This is a genomic window from Pseudomonas ficuserectae, from assembly GCF_024584585.1.
Lineage (GTDB): Bacteria > Pseudomonadota > Gammaproteobacteria > Pseudomonadales > Pseudomonadaceae > Aquipseudomonas > Aquipseudomonas amygdali.
The window spans coordinates 5,293,414-5,317,953 of the sequence record NZ_CP085684.1 but is presented as its reverse complement, the minus strand read 5'-3'; the positions used below and the strand labels follow the sequence as shown (position 1 = coordinate 5,317,953).

Annotated in this window: 34 protein-coding genes; 16 read left to right on the top strand and 18 right to left on the bottom strand. The window is 58.2% G+C overall.

Going from position 1 to position 24,540, the window contains the following annotated elements; genetic code table 11:
* Positions 1-37 precede the first annotated feature (37 nt).
* Positions 38-625 carry a DUF2796 domain-containing protein gene (locus LJU29_RS23825; RefSeq protein WP_005753216.1) on the bottom strand — a complete coding sequence of 196 codons (588 nt, stop codon included), beginning with the start codon at positions 623-625 and terminating at the stop codon, positions 38-40.
* A 280-nt stretch (positions 626-905) separates the two neighbouring features.
* On the opposite strand from LJU29_RS23825, the gene LJU29_RS23820 reads away from it, so the two are divergent.
* Positions 906-1,328, top strand: coding sequence for a nuclear transport factor 2 family protein (locus tag LJU29_RS23820; RefSeq protein WP_004655855.1), 423 nt, complete (start codon positions 906-908; stop codon positions 1,326-1,328).
* Positions 1,329-1,389: 61 nt separating this feature from the next.
* On the top strand, positions 1,390-1,743 hold the full coding sequence (locus tag LJU29_RS23815) for a hypothetical protein (RefSeq protein ID WP_004655852.1): 354 nt from the start codon (positions 1,390-1,392) through the stop codon (positions 1,741-1,743).
* 54 nt (positions 1,744-1,797) lie between these two features.
* On the opposite strand, the gene trxA is transcribed toward LJU29_RS23815, so the two are convergent.
* The 3 genes from trxA to LJU29_RS23800 all read right to left on the bottom strand — a co-directional run bounded on the left by trxA (position 1,798) and on the right by LJU29_RS23800 (position 4,043).
* On the bottom strand, positions 1,798-2,670 hold the full coding sequence (trxA, locus tag LJU29_RS23810; protein ID WP_002555434.1) for a thioredoxin: 873 nt from the start codon (positions 2,668-2,670) through the stop codon (positions 1,798-1,800).
* Positions 2,671-2,943: 273 nt separating this feature from the next.
* Positions 2,944-3,597, bottom strand: a complete 654-nt coding sequence (locus LJU29_RS23805; RefSeq protein WP_257111252.1) for a class I SAM-dependent methyltransferase — start codon at positions 3,595-3,597, stop codon at positions 2,944-2,946.
* Positions 3,594-4,043 (bottom strand): hypothetical protein, encoded by a 450-nt coding sequence (locus LJU29_RS23800; RefSeq protein WP_005745959.1) that lies wholly within the window; start codon positions 4,041-4,043, stop codon positions 3,594-3,596. The genes LJU29_RS23805 and LJU29_RS23800 overlap by 4 nt, the downstream gene beginning before the upstream one ends.
* Positions 4,044-4,219: 176 nt before the next feature.
* Between LJU29_RS23800 and nrdR the strand changes: the two genes are divergently transcribed.
* The 9 genes from nrdR to LJU29_RS23755 all read left to right on the top strand — a co-directional run bounded on the left by nrdR (position 4,220) and on the right by LJU29_RS23755 (position 10,903).
* A complete protein-coding gene (nrdR, locus tag LJU29_RS23795; protein ID WP_002555431.1) occupies positions 4,220-4,684 on the top strand; it encodes a transcriptional regulator NrdR in 465 nt (154 codons plus the stop codon).
* Between the two features lie 41 nt (positions 4,685-4,725).
* Positions 4,726-5,826, top strand: coding sequence for a bifunctional diaminohydroxyphosphoribosylaminopyrimidine deaminase/5-amino-6-(5-phosphoribosylamino)uracil reductase RibD (gene ribD, locus LJU29_RS23790; protein WP_257112862.1), 1,101 nt, complete (start codon positions 4,726-4,728; stop codon positions 5,824-5,826).
* A 47-nt stretch (positions 5,827-5,873) separates the two neighbouring features.
* Positions 5,874-6,536, top strand: coding sequence for a riboflavin synthase (locus LJU29_RS23785; RefSeq protein WP_002555429.1), 663 nt, complete (start codon positions 5,874-5,876; stop codon positions 6,534-6,536).
* A 21-nt stretch (positions 6,537-6,557) separates the two neighbouring features.
* Positions 6,558-7,649 carry a bifunctional 3,4-dihydroxy-2-butanone-4-phosphate synthase/GTP cyclohydrolase II gene (ribBA, locus tag LJU29_RS23780; protein ID WP_257111251.1) on the top strand — a complete coding sequence of 364 codons (1,092 nt, stop codon included), beginning with the start codon at positions 6,558-6,560 and terminating at the stop codon, positions 7,647-7,649.
* Positions 7,650-7,779: 130 nt separating this feature from the next.
* Complete coding sequence (ribH, locus tag LJU29_RS23775) at positions 7,780-8,256, top strand: 6,7-dimethyl-8-ribityllumazine synthase (RefSeq protein ID WP_054994677.1); 477 nt, start codon at positions 7,780-7,782, stop codon at positions 8,254-8,256.
* Positions 8,253-8,750, top strand: a complete 498-nt coding sequence (gene nusB / locus LJU29_RS23770) for a transcription antitermination factor NusB (RefSeq protein WP_002555426.1) — start codon at positions 8,253-8,255, stop codon at positions 8,748-8,750. Before ribH ends, nusB begins: the two co-directional genes overlap by 4 nt.
* A 16-nt stretch (positions 8,751-8,766) precedes the next feature.
* Positions 8,767-9,735, top strand: a complete 969-nt coding sequence (gene thiL, locus LJU29_RS23765) for a thiamine-phosphate kinase (RefSeq protein ID WP_054994678.1) — start codon at positions 8,767-8,769, stop codon at positions 9,733-9,735.
* Between the two features lie 134 nt (positions 9,736-9,869).
* Entirely contained in the window at positions 9,870-10,487 is a 618-nt protein-coding gene (gene ribA / locus LJU29_RS23760) for a GTP cyclohydrolase II (protein ID WP_257111250.1), read from the top strand.
* The gene (locus LJU29_RS23755) at positions 10,484-10,903 is read left to right on the top strand and encodes a hypothetical protein (RefSeq protein WP_005745954.1); all 420 of its coding nucleotides are present in this window, start codon (positions 10,484-10,486) and stop codon (positions 10,901-10,903) included. Before ribA ends, LJU29_RS23755 begins: the two co-directional genes overlap by 4 nt.
* Before the next feature lie 53 nt (positions 10,904-10,956).
* Here the strand turns inward: LJU29_RS23755 and LJU29_RS23750 are convergent, their stop codons facing one another.
* The 5 genes from LJU29_RS23750 to LJU29_RS23730 all read right to left on the bottom strand — a co-directional run bounded on the left by LJU29_RS23750 (position 10,957) and on the right by LJU29_RS23730 (position 14,183).
* Complete coding sequence (locus LJU29_RS23750) at positions 10,957-11,529, bottom strand: HupE/UreJ family protein (protein ID WP_005753202.1); 573 nt, start codon at positions 11,527-11,529, stop codon at positions 10,957-10,959.
* Positions 11,530-11,554: 25 nt separating this feature from the next.
* Positions 11,555-12,172 carry an urease accessory protein UreG gene (gene ureG / locus LJU29_RS23745; RefSeq protein ID WP_003368915.1) on the bottom strand — a complete coding sequence of 206 codons (618 nt, stop codon included), beginning with the start codon at positions 12,170-12,172 and terminating at the stop codon, positions 11,555-11,557.
* A gap of 21 nt (positions 12,173-12,193) precedes the next feature.
* Positions 12,194-12,868, bottom strand: a complete 675-nt coding sequence (locus tag LJU29_RS23740) for an urease accessory protein UreF (protein ID WP_002555420.1) — start codon at positions 12,866-12,868, stop codon at positions 12,194-12,196.
* Positions 12,865-13,365, bottom strand: coding sequence for an urease accessory protein UreE (gene ureE, locus LJU29_RS23735; protein WP_004655826.1), 501 nt, complete (start codon positions 13,363-13,365; stop codon positions 12,865-12,867). The genes LJU29_RS23740 and ureE overlap by 4 nt, the downstream gene beginning before the upstream one ends.
* A gap of 185 nt (positions 13,366-13,550) precedes the next feature.
* Positions 13,551-14,183, bottom strand: coding sequence for a TetR family transcriptional regulator (locus LJU29_RS23730; RefSeq protein WP_002555418.1), 633 nt, complete (start codon positions 14,181-14,183; stop codon positions 13,551-13,553).
* 223 nt (positions 14,184-14,406) lie between these two features.
* Between LJU29_RS23730 and LJU29_RS23725 the strand changes: the two genes are divergently transcribed.
* Positions 14,407-16,473, top strand: a complete 2,067-nt coding sequence (locus tag LJU29_RS23725) for an AsmA family protein (RefSeq protein WP_054994679.1) — start codon at positions 14,407-14,409, stop codon at positions 16,471-16,473.
* 304 nt (positions 16,474-16,777) lie between these two features.
* Here the strand turns inward: LJU29_RS23725 and LJU29_RS23720 are convergent, their stop codons facing one another.
* Positions 16,778-17,317 (bottom strand): ferritin-like domain-containing protein, encoded by a 540-nt coding sequence (locus tag LJU29_RS23720; RefSeq protein ID WP_004655820.1) that lies wholly within the window; start codon positions 17,315-17,317, stop codon positions 16,778-16,780.
* Between the two features lie 210 nt (positions 17,318-17,527).
* Here LJU29_RS23720 and LJU29_RS29950 point away from each other — a divergent pair, with 210 nt between their 5' ends.
* Entirely contained in the window at positions 17,528-17,614 is an 87-nt protein-coding gene (locus LJU29_RS29950; RefSeq protein ID WP_441344152.1) for a small membrane protein YohP, read from the top strand.
* A gap of 164 nt (positions 17,615-17,778) precedes the next feature.
* Here LJU29_RS29950 and LJU29_RS23715 read toward each other — a convergent pair whose 3' ends face one another.
* From LJU29_RS23715 to osmE, 7 genes are all read right to left on the bottom strand, one after another.
* Positions 17,779-18,153, bottom strand: coding sequence for a hypothetical protein (locus LJU29_RS23715; protein WP_005747242.1), 375 nt, complete (start codon positions 18,151-18,153; stop codon positions 17,779-17,781).
* A gap of 88 nt (positions 18,154-18,241) precedes the next feature.
* The gene (locus LJU29_RS23710) at positions 18,242-18,613 is read right to left on the bottom strand and encodes a hypothetical protein (RefSeq protein WP_257112859.1); all 372 of its coding nucleotides are present in this window, start codon (positions 18,611-18,613) and stop codon (positions 18,242-18,244) included.
* Between the two features lie 70 nt (positions 18,614-18,683).
* Positions 18,684-19,061, bottom strand: coding sequence for a hypothetical protein (locus tag LJU29_RS23705; protein WP_257111249.1), 378 nt, complete (start codon positions 19,059-19,061; stop codon positions 18,684-18,686).
* Positions 19,062-19,073: 12 nt separating this feature from the next.
* Positions 19,074-19,448 (bottom strand): hypothetical protein, encoded by a 375-nt coding sequence (locus tag LJU29_RS23700; protein WP_005753191.1) that lies wholly within the window; start codon positions 19,446-19,448, stop codon positions 19,074-19,076.
* Positions 19,445-20,419, bottom strand: a complete 975-nt coding sequence (locus LJU29_RS23695; RefSeq protein WP_005753190.1) for a hypothetical protein — start codon at positions 20,417-20,419, stop codon at positions 19,445-19,447. Before LJU29_RS23695 ends, LJU29_RS23700 begins: the two co-directional genes overlap by 4 nt.
* Positions 20,420-20,428: 9 nt before the next feature.
* Positions 20,429-20,917, bottom strand: coding sequence for an Hcp family type VI secretion system effector (locus LJU29_RS23690; protein ID WP_004655811.1), 489 nt, complete (start codon positions 20,915-20,917; stop codon positions 20,429-20,431).
* A 201-nt stretch (positions 20,918-21,118) separates the two neighbouring features.
* The gene (gene osmE, locus LJU29_RS23685) at positions 21,119-21,457 is read right to left on the bottom strand and encodes an osmotically-inducible lipoprotein OsmE (RefSeq protein WP_002555413.1); all 339 of its coding nucleotides are present in this window, start codon (positions 21,455-21,457) and stop codon (positions 21,119-21,121) included.
* Positions 21,458-21,736: 279 nt separating this feature from the next.
* On the opposite strand from osmE, the gene LJU29_RS23680 reads away from it, so the two are divergent.
* Positions 21,737-21,970, top strand: a complete 234-nt coding sequence (locus LJU29_RS23680; RefSeq protein WP_005753189.1) for a hypothetical protein — start codon at positions 21,737-21,739, stop codon at positions 21,968-21,970.
* Here LJU29_RS23680 and LJU29_RS23675 read toward each other — a convergent pair.
* A complete protein-coding gene (locus LJU29_RS23675) occupies positions 21,967-22,848 on the bottom strand; it encodes a DMT family transporter (protein ID WP_257111248.1) in 882 nt (293 codons plus the stop codon). The genes LJU29_RS23680 and LJU29_RS23675 overlap by 4 nt on opposite strands.
* Positions 22,849-23,000: 152 nt before the next feature.
* On the opposite strand from LJU29_RS23675, the gene LJU29_RS23670 reads away from it, so the two are divergent.
* Together LJU29_RS23670 and LJU29_RS23665 are read left to right on the top strand one after the other, a co-directional pair.
* Complete coding sequence (locus LJU29_RS23670) at positions 23,001-23,291, top strand: PsiF family protein (protein WP_005732120.1); 291 nt, start codon at positions 23,001-23,003, stop codon at positions 23,289-23,291.
* A gap of 188 nt (positions 23,292-23,479) precedes the next feature.
* Positions 23,480-24,490 carry an AI-2E family transporter gene (locus LJU29_RS23665; RefSeq protein ID WP_002555409.1) on the top strand — a complete coding sequence of 337 codons (1,011 nt, stop codon included), beginning with the start codon at positions 23,480-23,482 and terminating at the stop codon, positions 24,488-24,490.
* Positions 24,491-24,540: the final 50 nt, after the last annotated feature.

Genomic DNA, 24,540 nt, shown 5'->3' with positions numbered 1-24,540 from the left:
ACCGGGCCAGGCCCGGTCGTTGTACCGCAGAGTGCGATCAGAATTTCAGCGTTGGGTTGGCTGCGATCACTTCTGCGCCCGATTGGCCGCCTGGCGAGATCAGTTGTACCTGAAGCTTCTTGGTGTCGGGAAAGGTTTTGAAGATTTGCGACAGGTCGAGCCTCTTCAGAACGGCCGGTGCGTCACAGACGAACTTGTAGTGACCGTGAATTTCGCTGTGCTCATGATGATCGGCATCGCCGCCCTGGGCGTGCTCATCGTGATCGTCATCCTTGTCGCCGAACAGCGGGCTTTCCAGTTTCACCGAAGTGGCCGAGCAATTGGCGGCATCGGCGATGCTGAACAGCGCGTTGGGCTTGAGTAGCAACTCGCGCGCCTTGGCGACTTTGGCCTTGTCTTCATCCGAAGTCGCAACGTGCTCGAAACCGACGATATTCATGGCCGGGCTGTCGAATTCAAATTCCAGCGTCTTGCCTTCCAGCACCACATCCAGACGTCCTACGCCATGCTCGTGGGCTCCCAGACTGCCGTGTTCATCGCCGTGATCATGGTCATGTACTTCGGCTGCGTGGGCAGCAACGAGTGGCAACAGGGCGAAAGGCAAGGCGAGTAGCAAACGGCGCATAGCGGACTCCGGGGACAATATTGATGAAATTTGTTATGTGATCTTATAACAAGCGCTGGTGTGCGTGGACGTGTTTTTGTTCAAGCACTGGACGATCCGGTCTTCATGGACCGTTATCTGGCGGCGTTATCTGGAATACCCTGGCCCGTGCTTATGCTGAAGTAGTCTCAGCCTTTGCGTCATCAGGTCCTACTCTGAAAAATGAAAATCGCTGTACCTGCGCCGGATGCGCCGGGAGGATTTTCATCGCCAGCCGAGTGTGACATCAGGGAAGATACTCATGAACAAGCTCCATCCGAATAGAGAAATCCTGCGTGCGGTGTACAAGGATCCAACTCGAATTACCGAATTCGCCGACGCTGACATTGTGCTGCACAAAGCCGATCAGGGCGCTGGTGGTGGCTTGTCCATAGCCATTGGCAAGGACGCAGTGCTTTCCCACGAGATCAATCTGATCAGGCGCACACGTCAGACCCTCTACATGGATGTCCACGACATCATTGCCAACGAGCACTATGGCTCGGTGCTGGGAGAGATGCGCGCCAGTTGCGAGGGCCGGAAGATCATCATGCCGTTTTGCGGCCTGTGGCGGTTTCGTGATGGCAAAATTGTCGAGCATTGGGAAAATGTCTATGACGTGCGGGCGCTTGGCAACTTCATGAACGGCAAAGAGCCGGTCATCAGCCAGTGGCGTTACGGTTGATCATGGGCATGCGCGCCAGCCTGTGGGAGCATGTATGCCTGACTGTCAGCAGGTACACATCATGTTGCGTATTCGTGGAACCGTAGGCCAGTGGCCGGTGGATTTGACTCTTGAACTGGACGAAGGCGACTGGGCGCAACTGGGCGCGCAGCTCAAGGCGGCAGCTCCCGACTTATCGGCCGCCGTGGTCGAGAGCAAGCCGCTCAACCAGGACGACAGGCTGTGGCAGGTCGCACAGGAGTTGTTGCAAAAGGCCGGGCAGATGAGTGGGCCGGATCTGCTGGGGCAACTGGAAGGGCTGGCCGGCAGTACCGCGGCAGGCAAGCATTTGCTGGTGCGCCTGCGTCACTCTGCGAACGTGAAGGTCGAGAGCGGCGGGGATGCGCCGCTGTACAGCTGGGTCGACGCGACGTGATCTGACCTGGTTGTTCAGTCACCGGCACCCGCGCGGTGCCGGTGGCAAGCTGGCTTAATACAGCGCTGCGAACAGCTTGCGACGGTATGCGGTCACCAGTGGATGCTCATTGCCCAGCAGGTCGAACACTTGCAGCAGCGTCTTGTGCGGCAGGCCCTCGGCGTAATTGCGATTGCGAATGAACAGTTTGAGCAGGCCATCCAGCGCGGCTTCGTACTGTTGACGCGACAATTGCTGAATCGCCAGTTGATGCACCGCTTCGTCATCCTGAGGGTTTTGCGCCAGGCGACTTTTCAGTTCGGCCACATCCGGCAGGGTGGCCGCTTGTGCCAGGAACGTCAGTTGCGCCTTGGCACCCGCCAGCTCGGCTTTGTGTGCATCACCGGTAACGGCGTCCAGCACTGCCTTTGCCTCGCTCAGTTCGCCACGTTCTGCCAGGCAGCGCGCATACAGAATCAGTGCTGCGGCGTTGGTGTTGTCTTCGCCCAACAGCACCTTGAGCAGTGCTTCGGCTTCGGCAAAACGGCTTTCGGCAAACAGCTCTTGCGCTTGCTTGAGTGGATCGGCGGCCGGCGGAGGCGGCATGACGACATGCTGTTCGAGAATCTTGCGGATTTCCGATTCAGGCTGGGCTCCGGCAAAACCATCCACCGGCTGGCCGTCCTTGAACAGCACCACGGTCGGCAGGCTACGAATACCGAAGCGCGCAACAATGTCCTGCTCGATGTCGCAATTGACCTTGGCCAGCAGCAATTCGCCCTGATAACTCTCGGTGATTTGCTGCAGCAGGGGCATCAAGACCTTGCAGGGCGCACACCACTCGGCCCAGAAATCGACCAGTACGGGCTGGTCGAACGATTTGTCGATCACCAGTTGATCAAAGTTCGCGGCGGTTGCGTCGAAGATGTAAGCAGTTTCCTGGCTCATTGCACGTCTCGAAGAATCTGAATGCCGCCAACTATAAAGCCCGCAGGGCAATGCTGAAAGCGGCGTCGGCGGTGGGGCATCATCCTTGCCCCGCACGCTCAGCGCTATCCACACATCTGCTTTTGATTCTGGCCGAAGGCCGTGGGAGCGAACATGTTCGCGAAAGGGACGGAAAACGCTCTGGAAAGTTATCGTTCGAACGACCTCCTTCGCGAACAAGCTCGCTCCTACAGAGCCCGTTTAGCTGAGCGCTCCCGAGCTGTTATTTAGCGCTCACCGCGCCGCATGATACAGACTCACATCCCGAAACTCGTGGGGTTCAGCCAGGTCCGGCAGGGTGTGCGCATGCAGCATCGTCAGGCGCTGGTAAGCAGCGTGCTTGAAGTCGCGCACGCGGGAGTCTGCCACCAGTGCTTCGCGGCCCCGGGACAGAAATTGATCCAGCAGCGGCAGGTTGGCGCGGTCGTACAGCACGTCGGCAACCAGAATCAGATCAAAGCGATCCGCTTCGGCGAAAAAATCCGTCGAGTAGCTTAACTGCACCTGGTTGAGTTCGGCATTGGCCCGGCAGGCAGCGATCGCCAACGGGTCGAGATCACAGGCCACCACCTCAAGTGCCCCGGCCCTCAGCGCGGCAATACCTGCCACGCCCGAACCAGCACCGAAAACCAGTACCCGCTTGCCTTCTACCCAGTACGGGTTTTCGGCCAGAAAGCGCGCCAGAGCCAGGCCGCTGGCCCAGCAGAAGCTCCAATACGGTGGCTCTTCCAGAATGCGGCGCGTTTCATCCGGGCTGAAGGCACGGTCCATGTTGGCATCGTCGATCAGCCACAGTTTCAGCTCAGTGCCCGGCAACGTTGTGACAACCAGCCGGGCGTCGCCGAGCAGTTCGCTCAGCGCGTCCTGAAGGTGTCGCGGAGCAATCATGGCGCCTTGACGAATTGCAATTGCCCCAGTGCCTGAGTGGTGGGCTGGTCGATGCGCATCGACGGCAGGTGCAGTATCAATTGCCCCGACTGACTGGCGCGGCCGCGCAGTTCGACACGCCCGCCTACCGGAAAGGCTTCCGGGTTGAAGCGTAACTGGAACGGCAATGACTGGCCGTTGCCCTTCAGCAAGGTGTTGGTCAGCAGCTTCTGTGGACGACCGCGCTCGTCGATCACCAGCATCGCCAGTTCGACCTCGGCCCCGGCAGGTACGCCGAGCAGTTGCCCGCTGAGTTCACGTTGGTACGGTTGCAGCGGGCCGGGCCCGGCAGGCACTTTGATTGCCGGGGCGACGGGCGGTGCCGCAGCCGGTTTTGGTGCGTCATTGCTGCTGCACGCGGCCAGCAAGCCAATGAGGCTGAGTAGAATAACGGGGCGTAACGTCATCAAGAGCTCCACAAGACAAAAATCGAAAGGCTGAGTGACGCCATGTATGCAGTATTACCGAGCGCAGGCAATTTCACATCGCTTTAATGCGCGTCTATATACCGTAAACCCTCAGCCTTGTCTTGCCAGCAGGATGCGCTAACATGGCGCTCCTCATTCTTTCGTTGCCAGCCACCATGCACTGTCCCTTCTGCGGTGCCAATGACACCAAAGTCATCGACTCCCGCCTCGTCGCCGAAGGCGAGCAAGTACGCCGCCGACGCGAGTGTCTGGCCTGCGGCGAGCGCTTCACGACGTTCGAAACTGCCGAGCTGGTTTTGCCGCGTCTGATCAAACAGGATGGCAGTCGTCAGCCTTTCGATGAAGAAAAACTGCGCGCCGGTATGCAACGTGCGCTTGAAAAGCGTCCGGTGAGTGTCGAGCGCCTCGAGGCGGCACTGGTGCACATCAAGCACAAGCTGCGAGCGACCGGCGAGCGCGAAGTCAAATCGCTGGTGGTTGGCGAATTGGTCATGGCCGAGTTGCAAAAGCTCGATGAAGTGGCTTATATCCGCTTCGCCTCGGTGTACCGCCGCTTTCAGGACCTCAACGAATTTCGTGAAGAAATCGACCGTCTGGCCCGCGAGCCGGGTAAGGAATAAGTGCATTGCTGACTGAACAGGCGGCTCTCGACGTTCATTACATGGCGCGTGCGCTGGAGCTGGCGCGTAACGGGCTCTACTCCACGCACCCCAACCCACGCGTCGGCTGCGTTATTGTGCGTGACGGCCAGATCGTCGGCGAGGGCTGGCATGTACGGGCTGGCGAGCCGCATGCCGAAGTGCATGCCCTGCGCCAGGCCGGCGAACTTGCCAGAGGCGCGACCGCCTACGTCACCCTTGAACCGTGCAGCCATCAGGGGCGCACGCCGCCCTGTGCCGATGCGCTGGTCAACGCCGGGCTGGCGCGGGTCGTCGCGGCCATGCAGGACCCCAACCCTGAAGTGTCCGGTCGTGGCCTGTTGCGCCTGATGAATGCCGGTATCGGCGTTCAATGCGGCGTGCTGGAAAGCGAAGCGCGAGCGCTGAACAAAGGCTTTCTCAAGCGCATGGAAACAGGACAGCCCTACATACGCGTGAAGATGGCCATGAGCCTGGATGGCCGAACCGCTATGGCCAGCGGCGAAAGCCAGTGGATCACCGGTCCCGAGGCGCGTTCCGCCGTTCAGCGTCTGCGCGCGCAGTCGAGCGTAGTGCTGACCGGAGCCGATACGGTGCTGGCCGACAAGGCCCGCCTCACCGTGCGCCCCGATGAGTTGGGTCTCAATGCAGAATTGACCGCGCTGGCCTCTGCGCGTCCGCCCCTGCGGGTATTGATTGACGGTCGTCTGCGTGTGCCGCTGGACGCGCCGTTCTTTCAGGCGGGCAGTGCGCTGGTCGTGACCTGTGCTGCGGCGTCGGCGCGAGGTCGCTATCAGGAAGAAGGCCACGAAATGCTGGCACTGGCTGACAGCGCCGGTCATGTGGACCTGCGCAAGTTGATGGGCGAACTGGCCACGCGTGGCGTCAATGAAGTGCTGGTCGAAGCCGGTCCGCGGCTGGCGGGTGCCTTTGCGCGTCTCGGGCTGGTCGACGAGTTTCAGATATTCATTGCCGGCAAGTTTCTCGGCTCATCGGCCCGGCCGCTGCTCGACCTGCCGCTGGCGCAGATGAGCGAAGCGCTGGAGCTGAACATCGTGCAAATGCGTGCCGTCGGTAATGACTGGCGAGTCATCGCTCTCCCTGTGCGCGCACCCGGCGTATAATTCCCGGCGTTCGCCTTGCGCGCAGCCCTTGTTCTCCCGGAGGACCCATGTTTACCGGCATTATCGAATCCATCGGCAGCATCCGCGCCCTGACTCCCAAGGGCGGCGACGTCCGCGTTCACGTGGAAACCGGCAAGCTCGACCTGAGCGACGTCAAGCTCGGCGACAGCATTGCCGTCAATGGCGTATGCCTGACCGCCGTCGAATTGCCCGGCGACGGCTTCTGGGCTGACGTCAGTCGTGAAACCCTGACCGTAACCGCCTTCGTCGATCTGAAGAGCGGCAGCAGGGTCAACCTGGAAAAGGCCCTGACTCCGACCACGCGTCTGGGCGGTCATCTGGTCAGCGGCCATGTTGACGGCGTGGGCGAAATTGTTTCCCGTGCCGATAACGCCCGCGCCATTCAGTTTACGGTGCGTGCTCCGCGCGAGCTGGCCAAATACATCGCCCATAAAGGCTCGATCACGGTCGACGGCACCAGCCTGACGGTCAACTCGGTCAATGGTGCCGAGTTCGAACTGACCATCGTGCCGCACACCCTCAGCGAAACCATCATGGCCGACTACCAGCCTGGCCGTAAGGTCAACCTGGAAGTAGACCTGCTGGCACGTTACCTGGAGCGCCTGCTGCTGGGCGACAAGGCCGCCGAGCCTGGCCACGGCACGATCACCGAAAGCTTTCTGGCCGAAAACGGCTACCTCAAATCCTGAATTGATTGAAGGGGGTGCCGCGTGGCGCTCAACACTATCGAAGAACTGGTTGAAGACATTCGCCAGGGCAAGATGGTCATCCTCATGGATGACGAAGACCGTGAGAACGAAGGCGACCTGATCATGGCCGCCGAATGCGTGCAGCCCGAGCACATCAACTTCATGGCGCGTTTCGCCCGTGGCCTGATCTGCATGCCGATGCCCCGCGAGCGCTGCGAAACCCTCAAACTTCCGCTGATGGCACCGCGTAACGGCTCCGGCTTCGGCACCAAGTTCACCGTTTCCATTGAAGCCGCGGAAGGTGTGACCACTGGTATCTCCGCAGCTGACAGGGCACGTACCGTTCAGGCTGCCGCCGCAAAAGAAGCCAAAGCCGAAGACATCGTCAGCCCGGGGCACATCTTCCCGCTAATGGCTCAGGCCGGTGGCACTCTGGCTCGCGCCGGTCATACCGAAGCGGCCTGCGACCTGGCGCGCATGGCCGGCTTCGAACCGACGGGGCTGATCTGCGAAGTCATGAACGACGACGGCACCATGTCGCGTCGCGCCGAACTTGAAGAATTTGCCCGGCAACACGACATCAAGATCGGCACCATTGCCGACCTGATTCACTACCGGATGATCCATGAACGTACCGTTCAGCGGATTGCCGAGCAGCCGATGGACAGCGAACTGGGCAGTTTCAACCTGGTGACCTACCGCGATTCGGTCGAGGGAGATGTGCATCTGGCGCTGACCCTGGGCAAGATCTGCGCAGAAGAACCAACCCTCGTACGCGTTCATAACATGGACCCGTTGCGCGACCTGCTGATGGTCAAACAGCCCGGCCGCTGGAGCCTGCGCGCTGCCATGCGAGCGGTTTCCGAGGCTGGCAGTGGCGTTGTGCTGTTGCTCGGTCATCCGCTGGATGGCGATGTGCTGCTGGCTCACATTCGCGAAACGGCAGGGCAGCAACCGATCAAGACGCCGACCACTTACAGCACGGTGGGTGCCGGTTCGCAGATCCTTCGTGACCTCGGCGTGCGCAAAATGCGCCTGATGAGTTCACCGATGAAGTTCAATGCGATATCCGGTTTCGATCTGGAAGTTGTAGAATACGTGCCCTCCGAATAAATACCGGCAGGTCGGGGCGTGCGAAAGACGGTTTTTTCGCAGCTTTTGGCCTGACAGTTGCGATTCGTGGCCTAATATCCCTCAAAGTCCGCCCCAAGGCGGGCTTGCTCTTTAATACGAGACTCACCGAATGACCTTGAAGACCATCGAAGGTACCTTCATCGCCCCACAAGGCCGCTACGCCTTGGTAGTGGGCCGTTTCAACAGCTTCGTCGTGGAAAGCCTGGTTAGCGGTGCCGTTGATGCGCTGGTACGCCACGGTGTCAGCGAAAGCGACATCACCATCATCCGTGCGCCGGGTGCGTTCGAAATCCCGCTGGTCGTGCAGAAAGTTGCCCAGCGCAGCGAATTCGCGGCCATCGTCGCACTGGGTGCGGTGATCCGTGGCGGTACTCCGCACTTCGAATACGTTGCAGGTGAGTGCGTCAAAGGCTTGTCTCAGGTGTCCATGGAGTTCGACGTTCCGGTCGCTTTCGGCGTACTGACCGTCGACTCCATCGAGCAGGCCATCGAGCGTTCCGGCACCAAGGCCGGTAACAAGGGCGCTGAAGCTGCTCTGTCCGCCATTGAAATGGTAAGCCTGCTGTCGCAGCTGGAGGCCAAGTGATTTCCGACGATACCGACCAGTTCAACCCGCGCGACGCCAAATCGCCGGAAGCTGCCAAGGGCAAAAGTGCCAAACGTCGCGAAGCGCGGCAGATGGCTACTCAGGCCCTTTATCAGTGGCACATGGCTGGCCATGCGTTGAACGAGATCGAAGCACAGTTTCGTGTAGACAACGATTTCAGCAATGTCGACGGCGCCTACTTCCGTGAACTGCTGCACGGTGTGGCCACCAACAAGACCGAGATCGACACCGCGCTCTCGCCTTGCCTCGACCTGACCATCGAAGAACTCGACCCGGTTGAACTGGCCGTCCTGCGCCTGTCCACCTTCGAGCTGCTCAAGCGCATCGACGTGCCTTACCGCGTTGTGATCAACGAAGGCATCGAGCTGGCCAAGGTCTACGGCTCTACTGACGGTCACAAGTTCGTCAATGGCGTGCTGGACAAGCTGGCACCGCGCCTGCGTGAAGTCGAAGTGAAGGCCCACAAGCGCTGATTCGCGCCTGACCTTTATGGGAGAGTTCGAGCTGATCCGCAATTACTTCGCCGCCGCGCCCTGTGCGCAGGTGGGCGAGGAAGTTGCCCTGGGGATCGGCGACGACTGCGCGCTGCTGGCGTTAGCGCCCGGCGAGCAGTTGGCGATCTCGACCGATACCCTGGTTGCCGGGGTGCATTTTCCTGATGTCTGCGACCCCTTTCTGCTTGGCCAGCGAGCGCTGGCGGTATCTGCCAGCGATCTGGCGGCCATGGGCGCTCGTCCTGTCGCGTTTACCCTTGCCTTGACCCTCCCGCAGGTCGATGCCGACTGGCTGCAGGCATTTGCCCGCGGCCTCAATCACATGGCGCAGGGCTGTTCGCTGCGTTTGATCGGCGGCGATACCACACGCGGGCCCTTGAGCCTCACGCTAACGGTGTTCGGCGCTGTTCCAGCCGGCTCGGCCCTGACGCGCAGCGGCGCTTGCGCCGGAGATTTGCTCTGCGTTGGCGGCGCGCTGGGTGATGGCGCAGGTGCGTTGCCGCTGGTATTGAAGCAACGCAGCATCGAGGCTTCGATTGCCGAGGCGTTGCTGGCCCGCTACTGGTCGCCGCAACCTCAGCTAGCGCTGGGGCAGGCATTGCGGGGCAGGGCGACGTCGGCGCTGGACATCTCCGATGGGCTGCTGGCTGATTGCGGACACATTGCCCGTGCATCAGGCGTCCGGCTGGTCGTCGAGCGTGACAGGCTGCCGATGTCTGATCAGTTGCTGACGTTGTTCGATCTGCCGTCTGCCCGGCAGGCTGCGCTCAGCGGTGGCGACGATTACATCCTGGCTTTCACGCTGCCGTCCGGACACCTTGCCAGCTTGCTGGATGAAGGCTGGCCGGTGCATGTTGTTGGCCGGGTAGAGAAGGGCCAAGGTGTCGTTGTTGTTGTCGACGGCGCAGGGCTCGATGTCACGCCCGATACGCGTGGCTACCAGCATTTCGGCAGCGCGCAGTGAAGCGATGCACTGCGTCTATCTATCGAACTTTATGATCTAAATGCCCGAGAATTCAGCCTGAGCGTCCGCAGGAACCTGCTGTTACAATGCGAATCTTGCGAATTTCCAGTCTTCATACTGATCAGGAGCACACGGTGCCCGTCGTATTTGTCGCCGCTTCCAAACTGCCCACCCCCTTTGCAGAGTTTGCCATGCACGGCTTTATCGAGTCGGCAACCGGCCGTGAACATGTCGTCCTGAGTCTGGGCGATGTGGCGGACGGTGCGCCGGTTCTTGGCCGCGTGCATTCCGAATGCCTGACAGGCGACGCCCTGTTCAGTCAGCGTTGCGATTGCGGTTCACAACTTGAAGCCGCCCTGCGCGCCATTGCTACCGAAGGGCGCGGCGTATTGCTGTATCTGCGTCAGGAAGGGCGCGGTATCGGCCTGATGAACAAGATTCGCGCCTATGAGCTGCAGGATGGCGGTGCAGATACGGTAGAAGCCAATGAGCGTCTGGGCTTTGCTGCCGACCAGCGCGATTACGCGATCTGCCTGCCGATGCTTCAGCACCTGGGCGTTCGATCGTTGCGTCTGATGACCAATAACCCGCGCAAGGTCAAAGCCTTGACCGACATGGGCATCACGGTCGCCGAGCGTGTGCCGTTGCACACCGGACAAAACCCGCACAACCGCCTTTATCTGGCGACCAAGGCGGGCAAATTGGGACACATGATGGGTAACGAGCATCAAAGCGAGGTCGGCCCCGCGTGACACGTAGCGAGGTGCGCCAAAAGCTGGAAATGGCGTGGTGGCGTCAACTGGGTCTGACCCTGGCGCCATTGCTGGTGGTCTGTGTGTTTTTCGGTGCCAGCGAGCCGCTCATTCCTGTGTTGGCGATACCGCTGTTCATTGCCGGGGTAGGCTCGATGTTCGTCAGCCTGAAGCCGTTCGGGGCTTACAAGCGAGCGTTAACGGCTACCCAGGCTGCACTCGACACGCCGGAAGAGCCGGCAGCATGGCTCAAACTCGCTGCTGTCCGCCGCCTGGCCTTTCTCGCTGCCGGGCTGCCCGCCTGGATCGCCGCCATCGCAGTGCTGTTCGGCTTGCACCCTTTGCCGGTCTGCCTGCTGGCGTTTGCCAGCGCAGTGCTGCTCTACCTGTACCGCATTCCTGCGCTTTCCCGCTGATCGACCCTGGCTGATTTTTCCAGACGAAGTGGGTACGACCAGCGGAAATCCGATCAGCCCGCCAGCAACCACACACCCGTTGCCGCAGAAGCTGCACCTGCGATGCGCACCAGCGGCGCTGCCGCCTGAGGCAATACGCGAACCACGGCATAACCTGCCGCATGCAAGGCTGCAGTCGCTGCCACGAAGCCTGCTGCGTAAGCCCATGGGCTGGACATGTCCGGAAGCTCAAGGCCATGCGCCACACCGTGGAACAACGCAAACAGTGCTGTCGCTGCAACGGCCAGTGCCAAGGGCGGACGCACCGCCAGTGCCACAGCCAGACCCAGCGCCAGTACCGACGCGGCAATGCCGCTTTCCAGCGCTGGCAGGTTCAGACCTTCAAAGCCCAGCACGCCGCCGACCAGCATGGTGCCGACGAAGGTGCAGGGCAGCGCCCAGCGTGCGGAACCTTGCTGTTGTGCGGCCCACAAGCCAACGGCAAGCATTGCCAGCAAATGATCCAGACCGCCAATCGGGTGGCTGATACCCGCTATCAGACCGTTATCGCCATGACCGGGGTGGGCCAGCGCCAGGGTCGGGATCAGCAGCAGCGCGAGGGCGCCAAGGGCTTTTTTGTAGTTCATCGACGGGTTCCTTTTGGTTGTGAATTCAGGCGGCTGCAGTCAGCAGACCCTGGCGTTCAATGAAGGCAATGATCTGCTCCAGACCCTGACCGGTTTTCTGGTTGCTGAACACGAACGGCTTTTCGCCACGCATCCTGCGCGTGTCGCTGTCCATCATTTCCAGTGACGCGCCCACCAGCGGTGCGAGGTCTATCTTGTTGATCACCAGCAGATCGGACTTGCAGATACCCGGGCCACCTTTGCGAGGCAGTTTGTCGCCTGCCGATACGTCGATCACGTAAATCGTCAGGTCGGAAAGCTCCGGGCTGAACGTTGCGGAAAGGTTATCGCCACCGGATTCGACAATGATCAGGTCCAGGCCCTCAAAGCGGCGATTGAGCTGGTCAACCGCCTCCAGGTTGATCGAAGCGTCTTCACGAATGGCGGTGTGCGGGCAGCCACCGGTTTCAACACCGATGATGCGCTCAGGGGCCAGTGCCTCGTTGCGCACCAGAAAGTCAGCGTCTTCGCGGGTATAGATATCGTTGGTCACGACCGCCAGGTTATAGCGGTCGCGCAATGCCAGGCACAGCGCCAGAGTCAGAGCTGTCTTGCCGGACCCTACCGGGCCACCGATGCCGACGCGCAGAGGTTGGCTGTTCATTGAGTTCTCCATAAAGACTGATCAGGACCGGAATAACCGGCTGTATTGACGTTCATGCGCCATGCTCGCCAGGGACAGGCCGAAGGCCGCGCTGCCAGCATGGTGGGTATCTTGTCGGGTGGCATTGACCTGCGCTTGCTGCAGTAACGGCAACAGCTCGCTGGTCAGGCGTTGCGCAGCTTGCTGGCCGAGTGGCAGGGTTTTCATCAGCACGGCCAACTGGTTTTCCAGCCAGCTCCACAGCCATGCGGCCAGTGCGTCTTGCGGGCTGATCTGCCAGGCACGTGCGGCCAGCGCCCAGCCCAGGGCCAGATGCGGCTCTGCAGTCTGTTCAAGAAAGTGGCGTGCATCGCGATCCAGCTCAGGCAGGCCATTGAGCAATTGTTGCAAGGAATAACCCATCTGCCGGCTTTCCTGATGCAGCTCGCGCGTTTCACGGCTGGCGCGGTGTTGCTCGCTGACTTGCAGCAGTTGACCCCAGTCACCGGCCGACGCTGCTTCACAGTGGGCCAGCAGCAGGGGGGCCTCAAAGCGAGCGAGATTGAGCAGCAGCTGATCGCTGATCCAGCGCCCTGCAGTCTGCGGGTCTACCACGATGGATTGCTCCACGGCCATTTCCAGCCCTTGTGAATAGCTGTAGCCACCAATCGGCAGCTGCGGGCTGGCCAGACGCAAAAGCGCCCAGGCGCTGTTCACTTGCGCACGCCGAACTGGTGCATGCGGGGCGGATAGTTGAAATCCTCTTCGCCTGCACGCGAGTGGTGATGCCCGCCGCCATAGGCACCATGTTCCGGCTGGAACGGCGCTTCGATGGTTTCGACGGTGGCACCGAGCTGATCGAGCATGGCCTTGAGCACGTAGTCATCGAGCAGGCGAAGCCAGCCGTCGCCGACTTGCAGGGCTACGTGACGATTGCCGAGATGATAGGCCGCGCGGGTCAGTTCGAAGGTACTGCTGCAAGTAACGTGCATCAGCTTTTCCGGGCGTGCGCAGACACGCACCACGCGGCCATCTTCGGCCTTTAGAAACTCGCCATCGCGCAGGGGCGATTGACCGCGTTGCAGAAACAGGCCCACGTCTTCGTTTTCCGCACTGAAGCAGCGCAGGCGACTCTTGCTGCGTGCCTCGAAATTCAAATGCAACTCGGCGGCCCATTCGGCCTGAGGTTCGATTCGGTTGTGAATCACCAGCATTAGATAGCTTCCAGCCAATTGCGATGCTTCAAATCAGAGCAAGGGGCTTGCCAACAGGGCAGGCTGTAGGAAATTGCTGGCGGAAGTGGCTGACTTTTAATTGTGTACGGCCTTGTCGCGCTCATTAATGGTGCGCAACGAAAAAATCGACCTGTTTTGGTGCTATCGCTGACTTCAACTGACGCTCAATCGTGACTGCCGAGCCCACGCCAGTGCCGTGCGCCGATAAAGATGAAGCGCAATTGCTGGGTAATCTTGGCCTGAGGTGTCAGGTGCGGTGCAAGCGAAGCGGGTGGAGGGTCGATCAGCTCCGGCAGCATGGCGAACACGCTTTTGACCACAAGGTCGGCGATGATCGACAGCGCGTCAGCGTTCAGGTGCTGCCATTTGGGCATTTTTGCCAGGTCGGCCGTCAGGTCGGCGCTGATGCCCTCGCGCAGAGCCCCCAGAGCCTGACGCACTTTAAGAGAGCCGCCATACTGTTCTCGGGCCAGAAAAAGAAACTGCGAGCGATTGGCTGCTACACGCTCTAGAAATATCTTAACTGACGCGCGAATCAGTCCGCCCATGGCGAATTCGTTGTGGCGTACCAGCCGGATGGTTTCGCGGAAGGTCTGGCCGACCTCACTTACCAGCGCCAGGCCCAGCTGGTCCATGTCTTCGAAGTGACGATAAAACCCGGTCGGCACGATGCCCGCCGTGCGTGCCACTTCCCGCAGGCTAAGGCTGCCGAAGCCGCGCCCGCTTTCCATCAACTGATGGGCAGCGTCAAGCAAGGCTCTTCGGGTCTGTTGTTTCTGTTCGGCGCGGGGCAGCATGGCTCAAACGATTCTTGGATTAGGCTGGACTGCACTTTAGCAAATGCGCTTTACCTGCGTCGAAAGGGTTTTCATTCAGACTCTTTTACGTGCGCTGCAGCTCGGGTGCTGGCCTTTGGTGCGATTTCGTATTCAAATCAAACCCTCGGCGCGTTTGTCAGTCGAACATTCATGTCGTATTCAGCGCGCCAGGGTCGGGGCGCTGTTTTCTGGAGAGTCACGCATGACGCGCAGCCGCAAGATTTTCGCCTGGACAGGTGCCACGTTGTTGGTGGTGCTGGCCATACTGGTCATTGTGCTTGTCACGTTCGACTGGAACCGCATCAAACCTACCCTCAATGAGAAAGTCAGCGAAGCGCTGCATCGCCCGTTCGCCATCAATGGTGACCTGGATGTGCGCTGGACGCGCGAGCCCGAGCTCGGTGGCTGGCGTGCCTGGGTGCCGTCGCCGCACTTCGTGGCCGATGACCTGACACTGGGTAATCCCGAGTGGTCGAAAACTCCGCAGATGGTCACTCTCAAGCACGTTGAGTTTCGTCTTTCGCTGTTGCCGCTGCTGGCTCAGCAAGTGGTCATCCCGCGTATCGATTTGACCGGTCCAGAGGCAAAGCTTGAGCGGCTGGCCGATGGTCGCGCCAACTGGGTGTTCGACCTGCCCAAATCCGACCCGAACGCTGAACCTTCCAAGTGGGTGGTGGATATCGGGGCCATCAAGTTCGACAAGGGGCTGGTGAGTTTCAATGACCAGACACTGAATGCCAATCTGGATGTGGTGATCGACCTGCTCGGCAAGCCGATCCCGTTCAGCGAAATCGTTGGCAGCAAGGAAGCGCAAAAGGCCCAGGAAAAGGGCGCAGTACCTCAGGACTACGCGTTTGGTCTGGCTGTAACAGGCCAGTACCACGGTCAGAAACTGAGCGGCACCGGCAAGGTGGGTGGCCTTCTCGCACTCAAGGATGCCAGTCAGCCGTTCCCGGTGCAGGCCGATGTGAAGGTCGGTGATACCCACGCGGTCATCGCCGGGACCCTGACCGACCCACAGAACCTGGGTGCGCTGGATCTGCGCCTCAAACTTTCCGGCGCGAGCCTGAGCAATCTGTACCCGCTGACCGGCGTGACCCTGCCGGACTCTCCGGCTTACTCCACCGATGGCCGCCTGATCGCCAAACTGCATGACCCGGCAGGAGCCAACTTTCGTTACGAAGGCTTCAACGGCAAGATCGGCAACAGCGATATCCACGGCGATCTGGGTTACGTATCCAGCCAGCCACGGCCGAAGCTGAGCGGCGTGCTGGTGTCCAATCAGTTGTTGTTCAGCGACCTCGCGCCACTGATCGGTGCGGACTCAAATGCCGCTCAGAAAAAGCGCGGTGGCGAGAGCAAGCAGCCATCGGGCAAAGTCCTGCCCGTAGAAGAATTTCAGACCGACCGCTGGCGAGCGATGGATGCCGACGTGGAGTTCACCGGCAAGCGCATTGTGCAAAGCCCGGACTTACCGTTCACCGACCTGTATACCCATCTGATTCTCAACGATGGTCAATTGAGCCTGGAGCCGTTGCGCTTTGGAGTGGCAGGCGGCAAGCTGGATGCGGATATCCGCCTCGACGGCCGCAACAAGCCGTTGCAGGGCAGGGCGAAGCTGTCGGCGCGCAACTTCAAGCTCAAGCAGCTGTTCCCGACCTTTGAACCGATGAAAACCAGCTTCGGTGAGCTGAATGGCGATGCCGACATCAGTGGCCGAGGCAACTCGATTGCCGCTTTGCTCGGCACCGCCAACGGTGAAATGAAAATGCTGGTCAACGACGGCGCGATCAGCCGTGGCCTGATGGAAATTGCCGGGCTCAACGTGGGCAACTACGTGGTGGGCAAGCTGTTTGGCGACAAGGACGTGAAGATCAATTGCGCGGCTTCTGATTTCGGCATCAAGGACGGCTTGGCGACCAGTCGGCTGTTCGTCTTCGATACCGAGAACGCCATCATCTACATCAATGGCACCGCAAACATGAAGACTGAGCAACTGGACCTGCAGATCAACCCGGAATCCAAGGGCTTCCGCGTGTTCTCGTTACGCTCGCCACTGTACGTCAACGGCCCGTTCGCCAAGCCCAATGCAGGCGTGCAGTCCGGCCCGTTACTGCTGCGCGGCGCCGGTATGGTTCTGCTCGGTGCAACTGTAGGCCCGGTGGCCGGTCTGCTGGCGCTGGTCGCGACCGGCGATAGCGCACCGAACCAATGCGGCCCGCTGCTGGAGCAGATGCGCACCGGCAAGGCGCCGAAGACGGTGAAGTGATTGCACACTCAAGGATCAGCGGTGCGATGCAGATCTGCGACGCAGAGCGTCACGCAATGCATTCCGACGCTGGAGCGAGCGGAACGATAATCTCAACTATCGTGCGACGCTCCGCGTCGCATGCTGCTCTGGACGCTCCGCGTCCGGTCTTGATGTACGGTGCGATGCAGGCTTGTGACGCAGAGCGTCACGATCGGCATGCAAAGGGAGCACACGGAACGATAGTCGTGCGTCGAACACGCATTCCAGTTGTCCACAAAAAAAGCCAGGACACAGGTCCTGGCTTTTCACTTGTAGCCGCTTGTTACAGGCCTTCGAGGATGTCCGACATGTCGTCGGCGTGCTCTTCTTCCTGAGCAAGAATCTCTTCAAAGATGCGGCGGGTGGTCGGATCACTGTCACCGATGTACTGAATGATCTCGCGATAGCTGTCGACCGCGATGCGCTCGGCAACCAGATCTTCGTACACCATTTCCTTCAGCGTGTTGCCCGCAACGTATTGTGCGTGGGAGTTCTTCGACAGCAGGTCCGGGTTGAATTCCGGCTCGCCGCCCAGCTGCACGATGCGCTCGGCCAGCTTGTCGGCGTGCTGTGCTTCCTGTTCAGCGTGCTCCAGAAACTCGGCTGCCGCCACGCTCGCCTTGAGGCCGGACGCCATGTAGTAGTGGCGTTTGTAGCGCAGCACACAGACCAGCTCGGTCGCCAGCGACTCATTGAGCAGGCGCAGCACGGTTTCGCGGTCAGCGCTGTAACCTTCAGTCACAGCACCATTCTCAACGTTCTGGCGCGCACGCTGGCGCAGAGTATTTACATCGGAAAGCTGTGATTGCGGTGCAGAAATCATCATTTATCTCCAGGGTTCATCAGGTTTTGCTGTCCCGCTCTGTATGTTGCCCGGCAGGATCAGCAAAGGTTGTGAGTGCTGGAGGAGGGGAAAAGTTTTATCGGATTTTCGCCGGTGCGGACGGTTGTGACTGAATGTAAAAATATAAGAAACGAGTGCAGAACGCTGCGGTCCCAACCATGAGACCCAAATAAATCGTGGAGATACACAATGCTTAAGTTTCTGGGAAGCACCGTCGGCATCATCTTTCTGATCGGCCTGGTAGTGGTCATCGCCCTGTTCAAGCTGGTTTTCTAAGCGTCAACCTGCTGGTAGGCCTGATACTGCGCTCTGGAGGGTTCTCTGGGGCGTGGTGTACCTTCTATCCTAGGAAATGTGTTGTGATTCGTCGGGTAACTTAGGCAGATCACCACCGTCTATCCTGCGCCCGGACCTGCTTGGGTGCGCGTCATTATCATCTTTCAAGCGCGGGGAATCACAAACTGCGTGAACCAGATCAATGCAATAAGCACCACGATCTGCGCTGTCCAGGGGATAAACAGTAGGTACTTCATATTTTTAGGAAAGCTTCTGGATTCCTTTATATCCATAAGGCCTCGTTTCTTACCCAGGTCGGGAAAAATCAAAAACAGATACATCATCCCGCATCGCACCATTTTTCCAGGCATGCCTGCGTCGCCGTACGTGGATTTGTTGCCTGTGATGAGCTTGCAGTTGGGTAAGTGGGATTCAAAAATGTGCGTGTAGTTATGTGCTACGTAGGCTGAAGCGAGAATAATGATGAGCATCGCGGCGTACAAGAAAACCCCAATCAGGCCCGGCTCGATACTGGTCAAGTTCTGATCTCGCTCATGAAGACTGCTCCCTTGTGCGCTTTATGAAAGGGGGTGCCATGTATGCCTTTGGTCTTGTCGTTATCGAGTGCTAATTCTGACCCAGGGAGATACTAAGTGCCATCATTGTTGTAAATAAACAAAAATTTACGACTGTCGGGATTATCAAGATTTTTTTATAAAACGCTGGGAGTTTTTCAACCTCTTTGGCATCAATGACGCCTCTCTTGGCGCTTAGCTTTGGCACCATCAGTACTATTGAAATAACGCCGCCGCGCATGACTTTTCCGAGCAGGCCGCCGCCTGACCATGCTTCTCTGATGGTCTGCACGGAGGAGCAGTTTGGTAGCTGCTCCTCTATAATTTCAACGTATTTGTGCGCAATGACGTCGGTGGCGATGAGATTTAGTATCATCGGTACCATTATGAACAGGCCGATCAGGCCTATCGGGATATTCGTCATGACCTGATCGACCTTCAACATGGCGTATGAGCGTTTTATTCAAAGTAATACTTTCTATTCGGGCAGGTTTTTAAAATCCCCAAAAATAAGCTGAAACCCTGAGTGCCATAAGGCAGAAAAACAAAAAGAACGTCACGATTGTCGGGATGAGTAAAGATTTTTTGTAAAACCCTGAAAGGTTTCTGACTTCCTTAATGTCGATAAGTCCCCTTCTGGTGCTCAGGTTGGGGGCCGTGAGTATTGTTGCGATAATGCCGCCGCGCATGATTTTTCCAATCAGACCACCTCCCGACCAGGCCTCTCTAATTGTCTGTACAGAAGAGCAGTTGGGTAGTTGTTTCTCTATAGTTTCAACATACTTGTGCGCAATAATTGCGGTGGCAAAGAGATTTATTATCATGAGTGTCAATAGCAATCCAAAAAGCAAGCCTACTCCGGTTTCTGTCATTTTATTTCGCTATTATTCAAGAAGGTGGCTTGATATTTTAAGTAAGGCCAATGCGATAAATAATGTTGCTGACGTAACTGTCGGAATGACAAGCAATTTTTTGTAATGGCTTGGAAGGTTTTTTATTTCTCGTTCGTCAACGAAACCTCTTCGGGCGCTAAGCTTAGGCATCATTAAAATCAAGGCGATTACGCCGCCTCGCATTACTTTGCCGAGCAGGCCGCCACCCGAATATGCTTCTCTAACCGTTCTTATATAAGAGCAGTTTGGCAAATGTGCTTCTATGGTCTCAACATATTTGTGTGCAATTACAGCGATAACGATGCTTGTTAAGAACAGCGGTATCAATATGGCTCCCCCGAGCAGGCCTATCATGGTACTTGTCATTTCGACATCGCTCCATAAATGATCTCGCCAAAATGTTCACCCGCTGACTCACCTATTTCGCCGCCTGCCCATCCTCCAACTGCACCTCCGACCACGCCGCATGCCAAGGCACCTGGGCCCGTAGTTATACCCAAAATAAAAGCACAACCTCCCACAGCTGCATACCCTAAGAGGTAGCCACCGGTACCTGCTCCGCTGATGCTGCCCATCAATGAGCTACCTTCAACATACTTCGCTTTTCGACACTGCTCCTCGCGTCCCATCGTGCAGGCGTTACGAATTTCGATTGCGGTTGAACCTACTTCAAGCGCGGTTCCAATATAGGCTCCTCTCTTGATCCATTTGGAGGCTTTGGCCACGCCAGATACCTTGTCAGCATATCCCGCGATTTCTCCTGTGCGCATGTAGCTATTAGTCGAAAGTCCAAGCAGTCGTTTGATCGAGCCTTCGTTGCGCAGTCCGGATCCATACGCCAGAAAATTGTTCAGCAGCTTATCAAGCTTCATGAACAACTCAGTTCGTTTGGCGTAGAAAGCGTCTCGTTGGGTCATCGTGCCGGAGCCCATGTGTTCCCGGTAGAGTTTTTCGATCTGTTGAAGGGCTTTCTTGATCTCGTCCATATGCTTGGCCCAGCCATCACTCGTGGCGCCTATCCCCATGGACGTATAAGAAATCGTCTGCTTGAGCAACTCAAAATTCTCAAGAAAAAAGTCATCTCCCTCCACGCCATTCACCAGCAACGCTGTATGCACTTCCGCAGCCTTGGCCATCAGGAAGGCTTCCTGGGCGGTAGACGAGGGCGTGGACGCGTCGCCGACGATGACCAGCTCACCGGCCAGTACGACGCCGCCCGAGATGTGGGAATTGAGGGCGACGAATTTGGCTTTGGCATTCTTTGGCAGCGCAAGGTTGGCGTTCAAAGAATCGAAGGTCTGTGTTCTGGAGTTGATGAAGGATCGTGCTTCGGCCATGGTCGTGCCTCACGAGTACTTTTTATTATTGATCCGGTCCCAGCCGCCAGCCACGTTACCGCCTGCTGTGCCATCGACACGTTTCTGCAGGGTGTAGGTGGTTTTGATGCGGCCGTAATTGAGCTGTACGATTTCGATGGGGATGCCGGCGCTTGCGCTCTGGGTGTAGTCGGCGATGATGACTTCCTCGAGAACCACTTCGTAGTATTTGAGCTTGTCGGTGCCTGCGCGGCAGAGTACCAGCTTCACTTCCTTGAGGTGCTGGCCTGCGCAGCTGGCTTCCATGAGCTTGCAACTAGCGCTGTCGAGGTATTTGGTAAACGTGAAGTTGGTCATGGTGGTGCGACCGGATGAAGCGCCGCCCGAGGAGCTGGCGGTGGCAGAGGTGCTTTGGTTGACGCCAAAGTTATAGCCGGTGATTTCGATCCACTTGCTGTACTTCTCGTCCAGCGCCTCGCCCGGGATGTCTGCGATCTGAATAAAAGCGTCGAAAGCCATATGAACCTTTCCTTGGTCATTAGTGATGCGGTGTAGTGATTTTAAGATGAGCGGCTATGACAGCAAATTTGTACATGGGTTTCAAGGCGCAAGCGTTGGTTTGAAACGCAATGTCTAATGACGGGTTTAATACTTAAACATCAAAATAGAAATGCCCGGCGCATTGCGCGTCGGGCGTCGGGCGTCTGTAAGTTATTTCCGTTACATCGCTTTTTCGTTTTTCTCGCGTTGTTCGCAGGTCATGAAACCTTTGTTGGTCACGCGGCCGTCGCTGTTGAAGCTGACGTGGTAAACCTGTTTGTGGCCATCTTTGGCCAGGACGTAATTGTTGCAGGTGCCTGGGTTGACCTTACGCTCGATGGTGCTCGACGGCTCGCCGCCGATGGTCAGGACCTGCTGGCGCGTCATGCCGTTCTCAACCTGCTTGACCAGCGGTTCGTTGCGATAAGTGACGTAATCCACCGGGTTCTGCACGGTTGTGTTGCTGCAGCCGGCCATCGTCGCCAATACAAAAGTCGCCGCGAAGATTTTCTTGTACATCGTTATTGCTCCACATGTCAGAGCCGGTCTTGGCCCGGTAGCGCTTTGAGCAGGAAACCGGGCTAAGAGTTCGAAAAAAAGATGGCGATACGGCAGTACCTCTCGCGACAATCCCTGACCGCGAGGTGGCCCTTTGAATATTCGCCAGCACGTTCCCGAAACCGCGAGGTCAATCTGATGGCACGGTCGGACATTAGGGTCCGGCCCTGGGCTCGGTCATCGGTTGTCGGACCGTAGTTCGTTAATCAGCCGCTCCTCAGTGACGGCCAGGAAGATGCGATGAGCGATAAAGAACTGTATGAAATCGAGTACACCTTGCTGGGCGAGCACCACGTAGACTTCATCGAGAATCTGGATGTGCCCATCATCGAAGTGGTACACGAGCTGGCGCTCAAGCACCATGTCGAGCTGGACGATCTTGCAGTCGGTGAAGCCGGCATGGCTCACGCCGCCGGAATCACCGATGTGTCAATTCATAGTGTGGAGGGCAGTGAGGGCAGCGCGACTGCCTAACTCGTCTTTGACCGCAGCGGGGTCGTCCAGCGTTCTGCAAGGATGACGCCGCACAGGGTCAGCGCTCCGCCGAACAGGTGATAGAGCGCAAGTTGTTCGCCCAGCGTCGCCGCGGCAACCAATGCCGTGGCGATCGGCATCAGGTTGAAGAACAGCGTCGTGCGGCTGGGCCCCAGACGCATGATCGAGGTCATCCACAACCATGGCGCAAGCATGGAAGTCGGAATGGCTGCATACAGCACCATCGGAATGTTACTGGCATTCAAGCCGGTTTTTGCCGACAGGATAAAAGGCGGCAGCAATACGATAAGCGCCAGCAGAATCTGTACGTAAAGCAATTGCAGGGGCGGCAGGCACAACTGCCACTTCTTGAGCAGCGTGCTGTAGACCGCGTACGACGCTGCGGCCACCAGCACCATCGCATCGCCCCGATTGACGCCATGATCGATCAGCCCAGCGGGATTGCCCGCCGACACCACGACTACCACTCCCACGAATGACAGCACAGCGCCCAGCAGTGCGCCACGGGTCAGGCGATTGCCCAGGCAGGCTATCGACAGCCCCAGCGCCATCATGGGCACCAGCGACTGAATGATCCCCATGTTGGTGGCGGTCGTCAGGCTTGCAGCGAAATACGCCAGGCTTTGATACATCGCAGTGCCGAGCACGGCAAGAATGAAAATTTTACCCAGCACCGGTTTGATCGCGGCACGGTTCGCCCAGACAGGCCTGAGCATGAAGGGTGTGAACAGCAAGCCTGCCAGCGCCCAGCGATAAAAGCCTATTTCAGCCGGAAAGATCACTCCGGCAGACGCCTTGGTGACGGCCGTATTGATCGCCCAGATAAGGACTGTAATCAGTGGAAAAGCGTATTGCATGAGGGAATCATCGTTAAAGCGAGGCGTAATTATCCGCCTGTTGGTCGAGAATGCCAGCGGCGATGCAGTGTGCCCCGTCATGGGTCGCAACATCTGACTACACTGAATCACAGCCTGCGCCGTCCGGTGCGGTGGTTCTGGAGAGTGGATCGATGAAGAAGCTCGGTATTCCTTTATTGCTCGTTGGCTTGATGCTGTCTGCTCAGGGGTTCGCGGCGACTGCACAGCAGAACAAAATGACCACTTGTAATGCCGACGCCAGCGCCAAATCGCTTAAGGGCGATGAGCGCAAGGCATTCATGAGCACTTGCCTGAAAGCGGCACCAACGCCGGCAGCTACCCAGCAGGACAAGATGAAGACCTGCAATGCGACCGCCAGTACTCAGGCACTCAAGGGCGACGCTCGCAAGAGTTTCATGAGCGATTGTCTCAAGAAGAAATAATTTTCCAGCCATCGCCATCGCTACAGACAAGGCGCGCGGGTGCAGTAAACACTGCACTTTGGCGCCGTTATCGAGCCGATCATCGGGCAGATGATTGCGCCGCACTTTTTCCGGCTTTCGGATCACTGGTTCTCGACTGAGAAGGCTGGCAGACTGCCCACCTTCCTTGTGTTGCCCGTTGAGGGTCTATGCCAACGTTTTCTGCGCGTCAGGTGTTAATAGCCAGCTGGATTCTTGTATTTGGCGGTCTGTTATTGGTGTTGCCATTCAAGTTGCTGCCCAGCCTGCTGGCCGGACTGTTGGTGTTCGAACTGGTCAACATGCTGACCCCCAAGTTGCAGCGTCTGATCTCTGGCGAACGCGCCCGCTGGCTGGCGGTAGCGCTGCTGGGTACTGTGGTGGTCAGCCTGCTGACACTGATTTTTGCCGGTGTCATCAGCTTTGTGCTGCACGAAGCCGAAAACCCCGGTGCCTCGCTGGACAAGTTCATGACCCTGGTGGATCGCGCGCGCGGTCAGCTGCCGCCGTTCATTGATGCCTATCTGCCTGCCAGTGCGGCGGAGTTTCAGGTCTCCCTTGGGCAGTGGCTGCAGAAGCACGTCGGCGAGTTGCAGTTGATCGGCAAGGGCGCAGCACACATGTTCGTTACCATGCTGATCGGCATGGTGCTGGGGGCAATCATCGCCTTGCAGCGTATTTCCGATGTCCATGCGCGCAAGCCGCTGGCGGCCGCACTGTTCGATCGTCTGTATCTGGTCAGTCGCGCATTTCGCAACATCGTTTTCGCCCAGATCAAGATTTCCCTGCTCAACACGGCGTTTACTTCGGTATTCCTGGCCATCGTCCTGCCGTTGTGCGGGATTCACCTGCCGCTGACCAAGACCCTGATCATCATGACCTTCCTGCTCGGCCTGTTGCCGGTGGTGGGTAACCTGATGTCGAATACGCTCATTTTCATTGTCGGCATGTCGATCTCGATCTGGGTAGCGCTGGCTGCGCTGGGTTACCTGATCGTGATTCACAAGGTCGAGTATTTCCTCAATGCACGCATCGTCGGCGGACAGATCAATGCCAAGTCGTGGGAGTTGCTGCTGGCGATGCTGCTGTTCGAAGCCGCATTCGGCCTGCCGGGTGTGGTGGCAGGGCCGATTTACTATGCGTATTTGAAGAGCGAACTGCAGAAGGAAGGGTTGGTCTAGGGCGCGTGGATATCTGACTGGCTAGAGTCTGCGTTGCGGCTGGAATCTGT

Excerpts from the sequence above, each read along its gene's own strand:
- LJU29_RS23825 (WP_005753216.1), bottom strand. The coding sequence starts at position 625 with ATGCGCCGTTTGCTACTCGCCTTGCCTTTCGCCCTGTTGCCACTCGTT.
- LJU29_RS23820 (WP_004655855.1), top strand. The coding sequence starts at position 906 with ATGAACAAGCTCCATCCGAATAGAGAAATCCTGCGTGCGGTGTACAAG.
- LJU29_RS23815 (WP_004655852.1), top strand. The coding sequence starts at position 1,390 with ATGTTGCGTATTCGTGGAACCGTAGGCCAGTGGCCGGTGGATTTGACT.
- trxA (WP_002555434.1), bottom strand. The coding sequence starts at position 2,670 with ATGAGCCAGGAAACTGCTTACATCTTCGACGCAACCGCCGCGAACTTT.
- LJU29_RS23805 (WP_257111252.1), bottom strand. The coding sequence starts at position 3,597 with ATGATTGCTCCGCGACACCTTCAGGACGCGCTGAGCGAACTGCTCGGC.
- LJU29_RS23800 (WP_005745959.1), bottom strand. The coding sequence starts at position 4,043 with ATGACGTTACGCCCCGTTATTCTACTCAGCCTCATTGGCTTGCTGGCC.
- nrdR (WP_002555431.1), top strand. The coding sequence starts at position 4,220 with ATGCACTGTCCCTTCTGCGGTGCCAATGACACCAAAGTCATCGACTCC.
- ribD (WP_257112862.1), top strand. The coding sequence starts at position 4,726 with ATGGCGCGTGCGCTGGAGCTGGCGCGTAACGGGCTCTACTCCACGCAC.
- LJU29_RS23785 (WP_002555429.1), top strand. The coding sequence starts at position 5,874 with ATGTTTACCGGCATTATCGAATCCATCGGCAGCATCCGCGCCCTGACT.
- ribH (WP_054994677.1), top strand. The coding sequence starts at position 7,780 with ATGACCTTGAAGACCATCGAAGGTACCTTCATCGCCCCACAAGGCCGC.
- thiL (WP_054994678.1), top strand. The coding sequence starts at position 8,767 with ATGGGAGAGTTCGAGCTGATCCGCAATTACTTCGCCGCCGCGCCCTGT.
- LJU29_RS23750 (WP_005753202.1), bottom strand. The coding sequence starts at position 11,529 with ATGAACTACAAAAAAGCCCTTGGCGCCCTCGCGCTGCTGCTGATCCCG.
- ureG (WP_003368915.1), bottom strand. The coding sequence starts at position 12,172 with ATGAACAGCCAACCTCTGCGCGTCGGCATCGGTGGCCCGGTAGGGTCC.
- ureE (WP_004655826.1), bottom strand. The coding sequence starts at position 13,365 with ATGCTGGTGATTCACAACCGAATCGAACCTCAGGCCGAATGGGCCGCC.
- LJU29_RS23730 (WP_002555418.1), bottom strand. The coding sequence starts at position 14,183 with ATGCTGCCCCGCGCCGAACAGAAACAACAGACCCGAAGAGCCTTGCTT.
- LJU29_RS23725 (WP_054994679.1), top strand. The coding sequence starts at position 14,407 with ATGACGCGCAGCCGCAAGATTTTCGCCTGGACAGGTGCCACGTTGTTG.
- LJU29_RS23720 (WP_004655820.1), bottom strand. The coding sequence starts at position 17,317 with ATGATTTCTGCACCGCAATCACAGCTTTCCGATGTAAATACTCTGCGC.
- LJU29_RS29950 (WP_441344152.1), top strand. The coding sequence starts at position 17,528 with ATGCTTAAGTTTCTGGGAAGCACCGTCGGCATCATCTTTCTGATCGGC.
- LJU29_RS23710 (WP_257112859.1), bottom strand. The coding sequence starts at position 18,613 with ATGACGAATATCCCGATAGGCCTGATCGGCCTGTTCATAATGGTACCG.
- LJU29_RS23705 (WP_257111249.1), bottom strand. The coding sequence starts at position 19,061 with ATGACAGAAACCGGAGTAGGCTTGCTTTTTGGATTGCTATTGACACTC.
- LJU29_RS23700 (WP_005753191.1), bottom strand. The coding sequence starts at position 19,448 with ATGACAAGTACCATGATAGGCCTGCTCGGGGGAGCCATATTGATACCG.
- LJU29_RS23695 (WP_005753190.1), bottom strand. The coding sequence starts at position 20,419 with ATGGCCGAAGCACGATCCTTCATCAACTCCAGAACACAGACCTTCGAT.
- LJU29_RS23690 (WP_004655811.1), bottom strand. The coding sequence starts at position 20,917 with ATGGCTTTCGACGCTTTTATTCAGATCGCAGACATCCCGGGCGAGGCG.
- osmE (WP_002555413.1), bottom strand. The coding sequence starts at position 21,457 with ATGTACAAGAAAATCTTCGCGGCGACTTTTGTATTGGCGACGATGGCC.
- LJU29_RS23680 (WP_005753189.1), top strand. The coding sequence starts at position 21,737 with ATGAGCGATAAAGAACTGTATGAAATCGAGTACACCTTGCTGGGCGAG.
- LJU29_RS23675 (WP_257111248.1), bottom strand. The coding sequence starts at position 22,848 with ATGCAATACGCTTTTCCACTGATTACAGTCCTTATCTGGGCGATCAAT.
- LJU29_RS23670 (WP_005732120.1), top strand. The coding sequence starts at position 23,001 with ATGAAGAAGCTCGGTATTCCTTTATTGCTCGTTGGCTTGATGCTGTCT.
- LJU29_RS23665 (WP_002555409.1), top strand. The coding sequence starts at position 23,480 with ATGCCAACGTTTTCTGCGCGTCAGGTGTTAATAGCCAGCTGGATTCTT.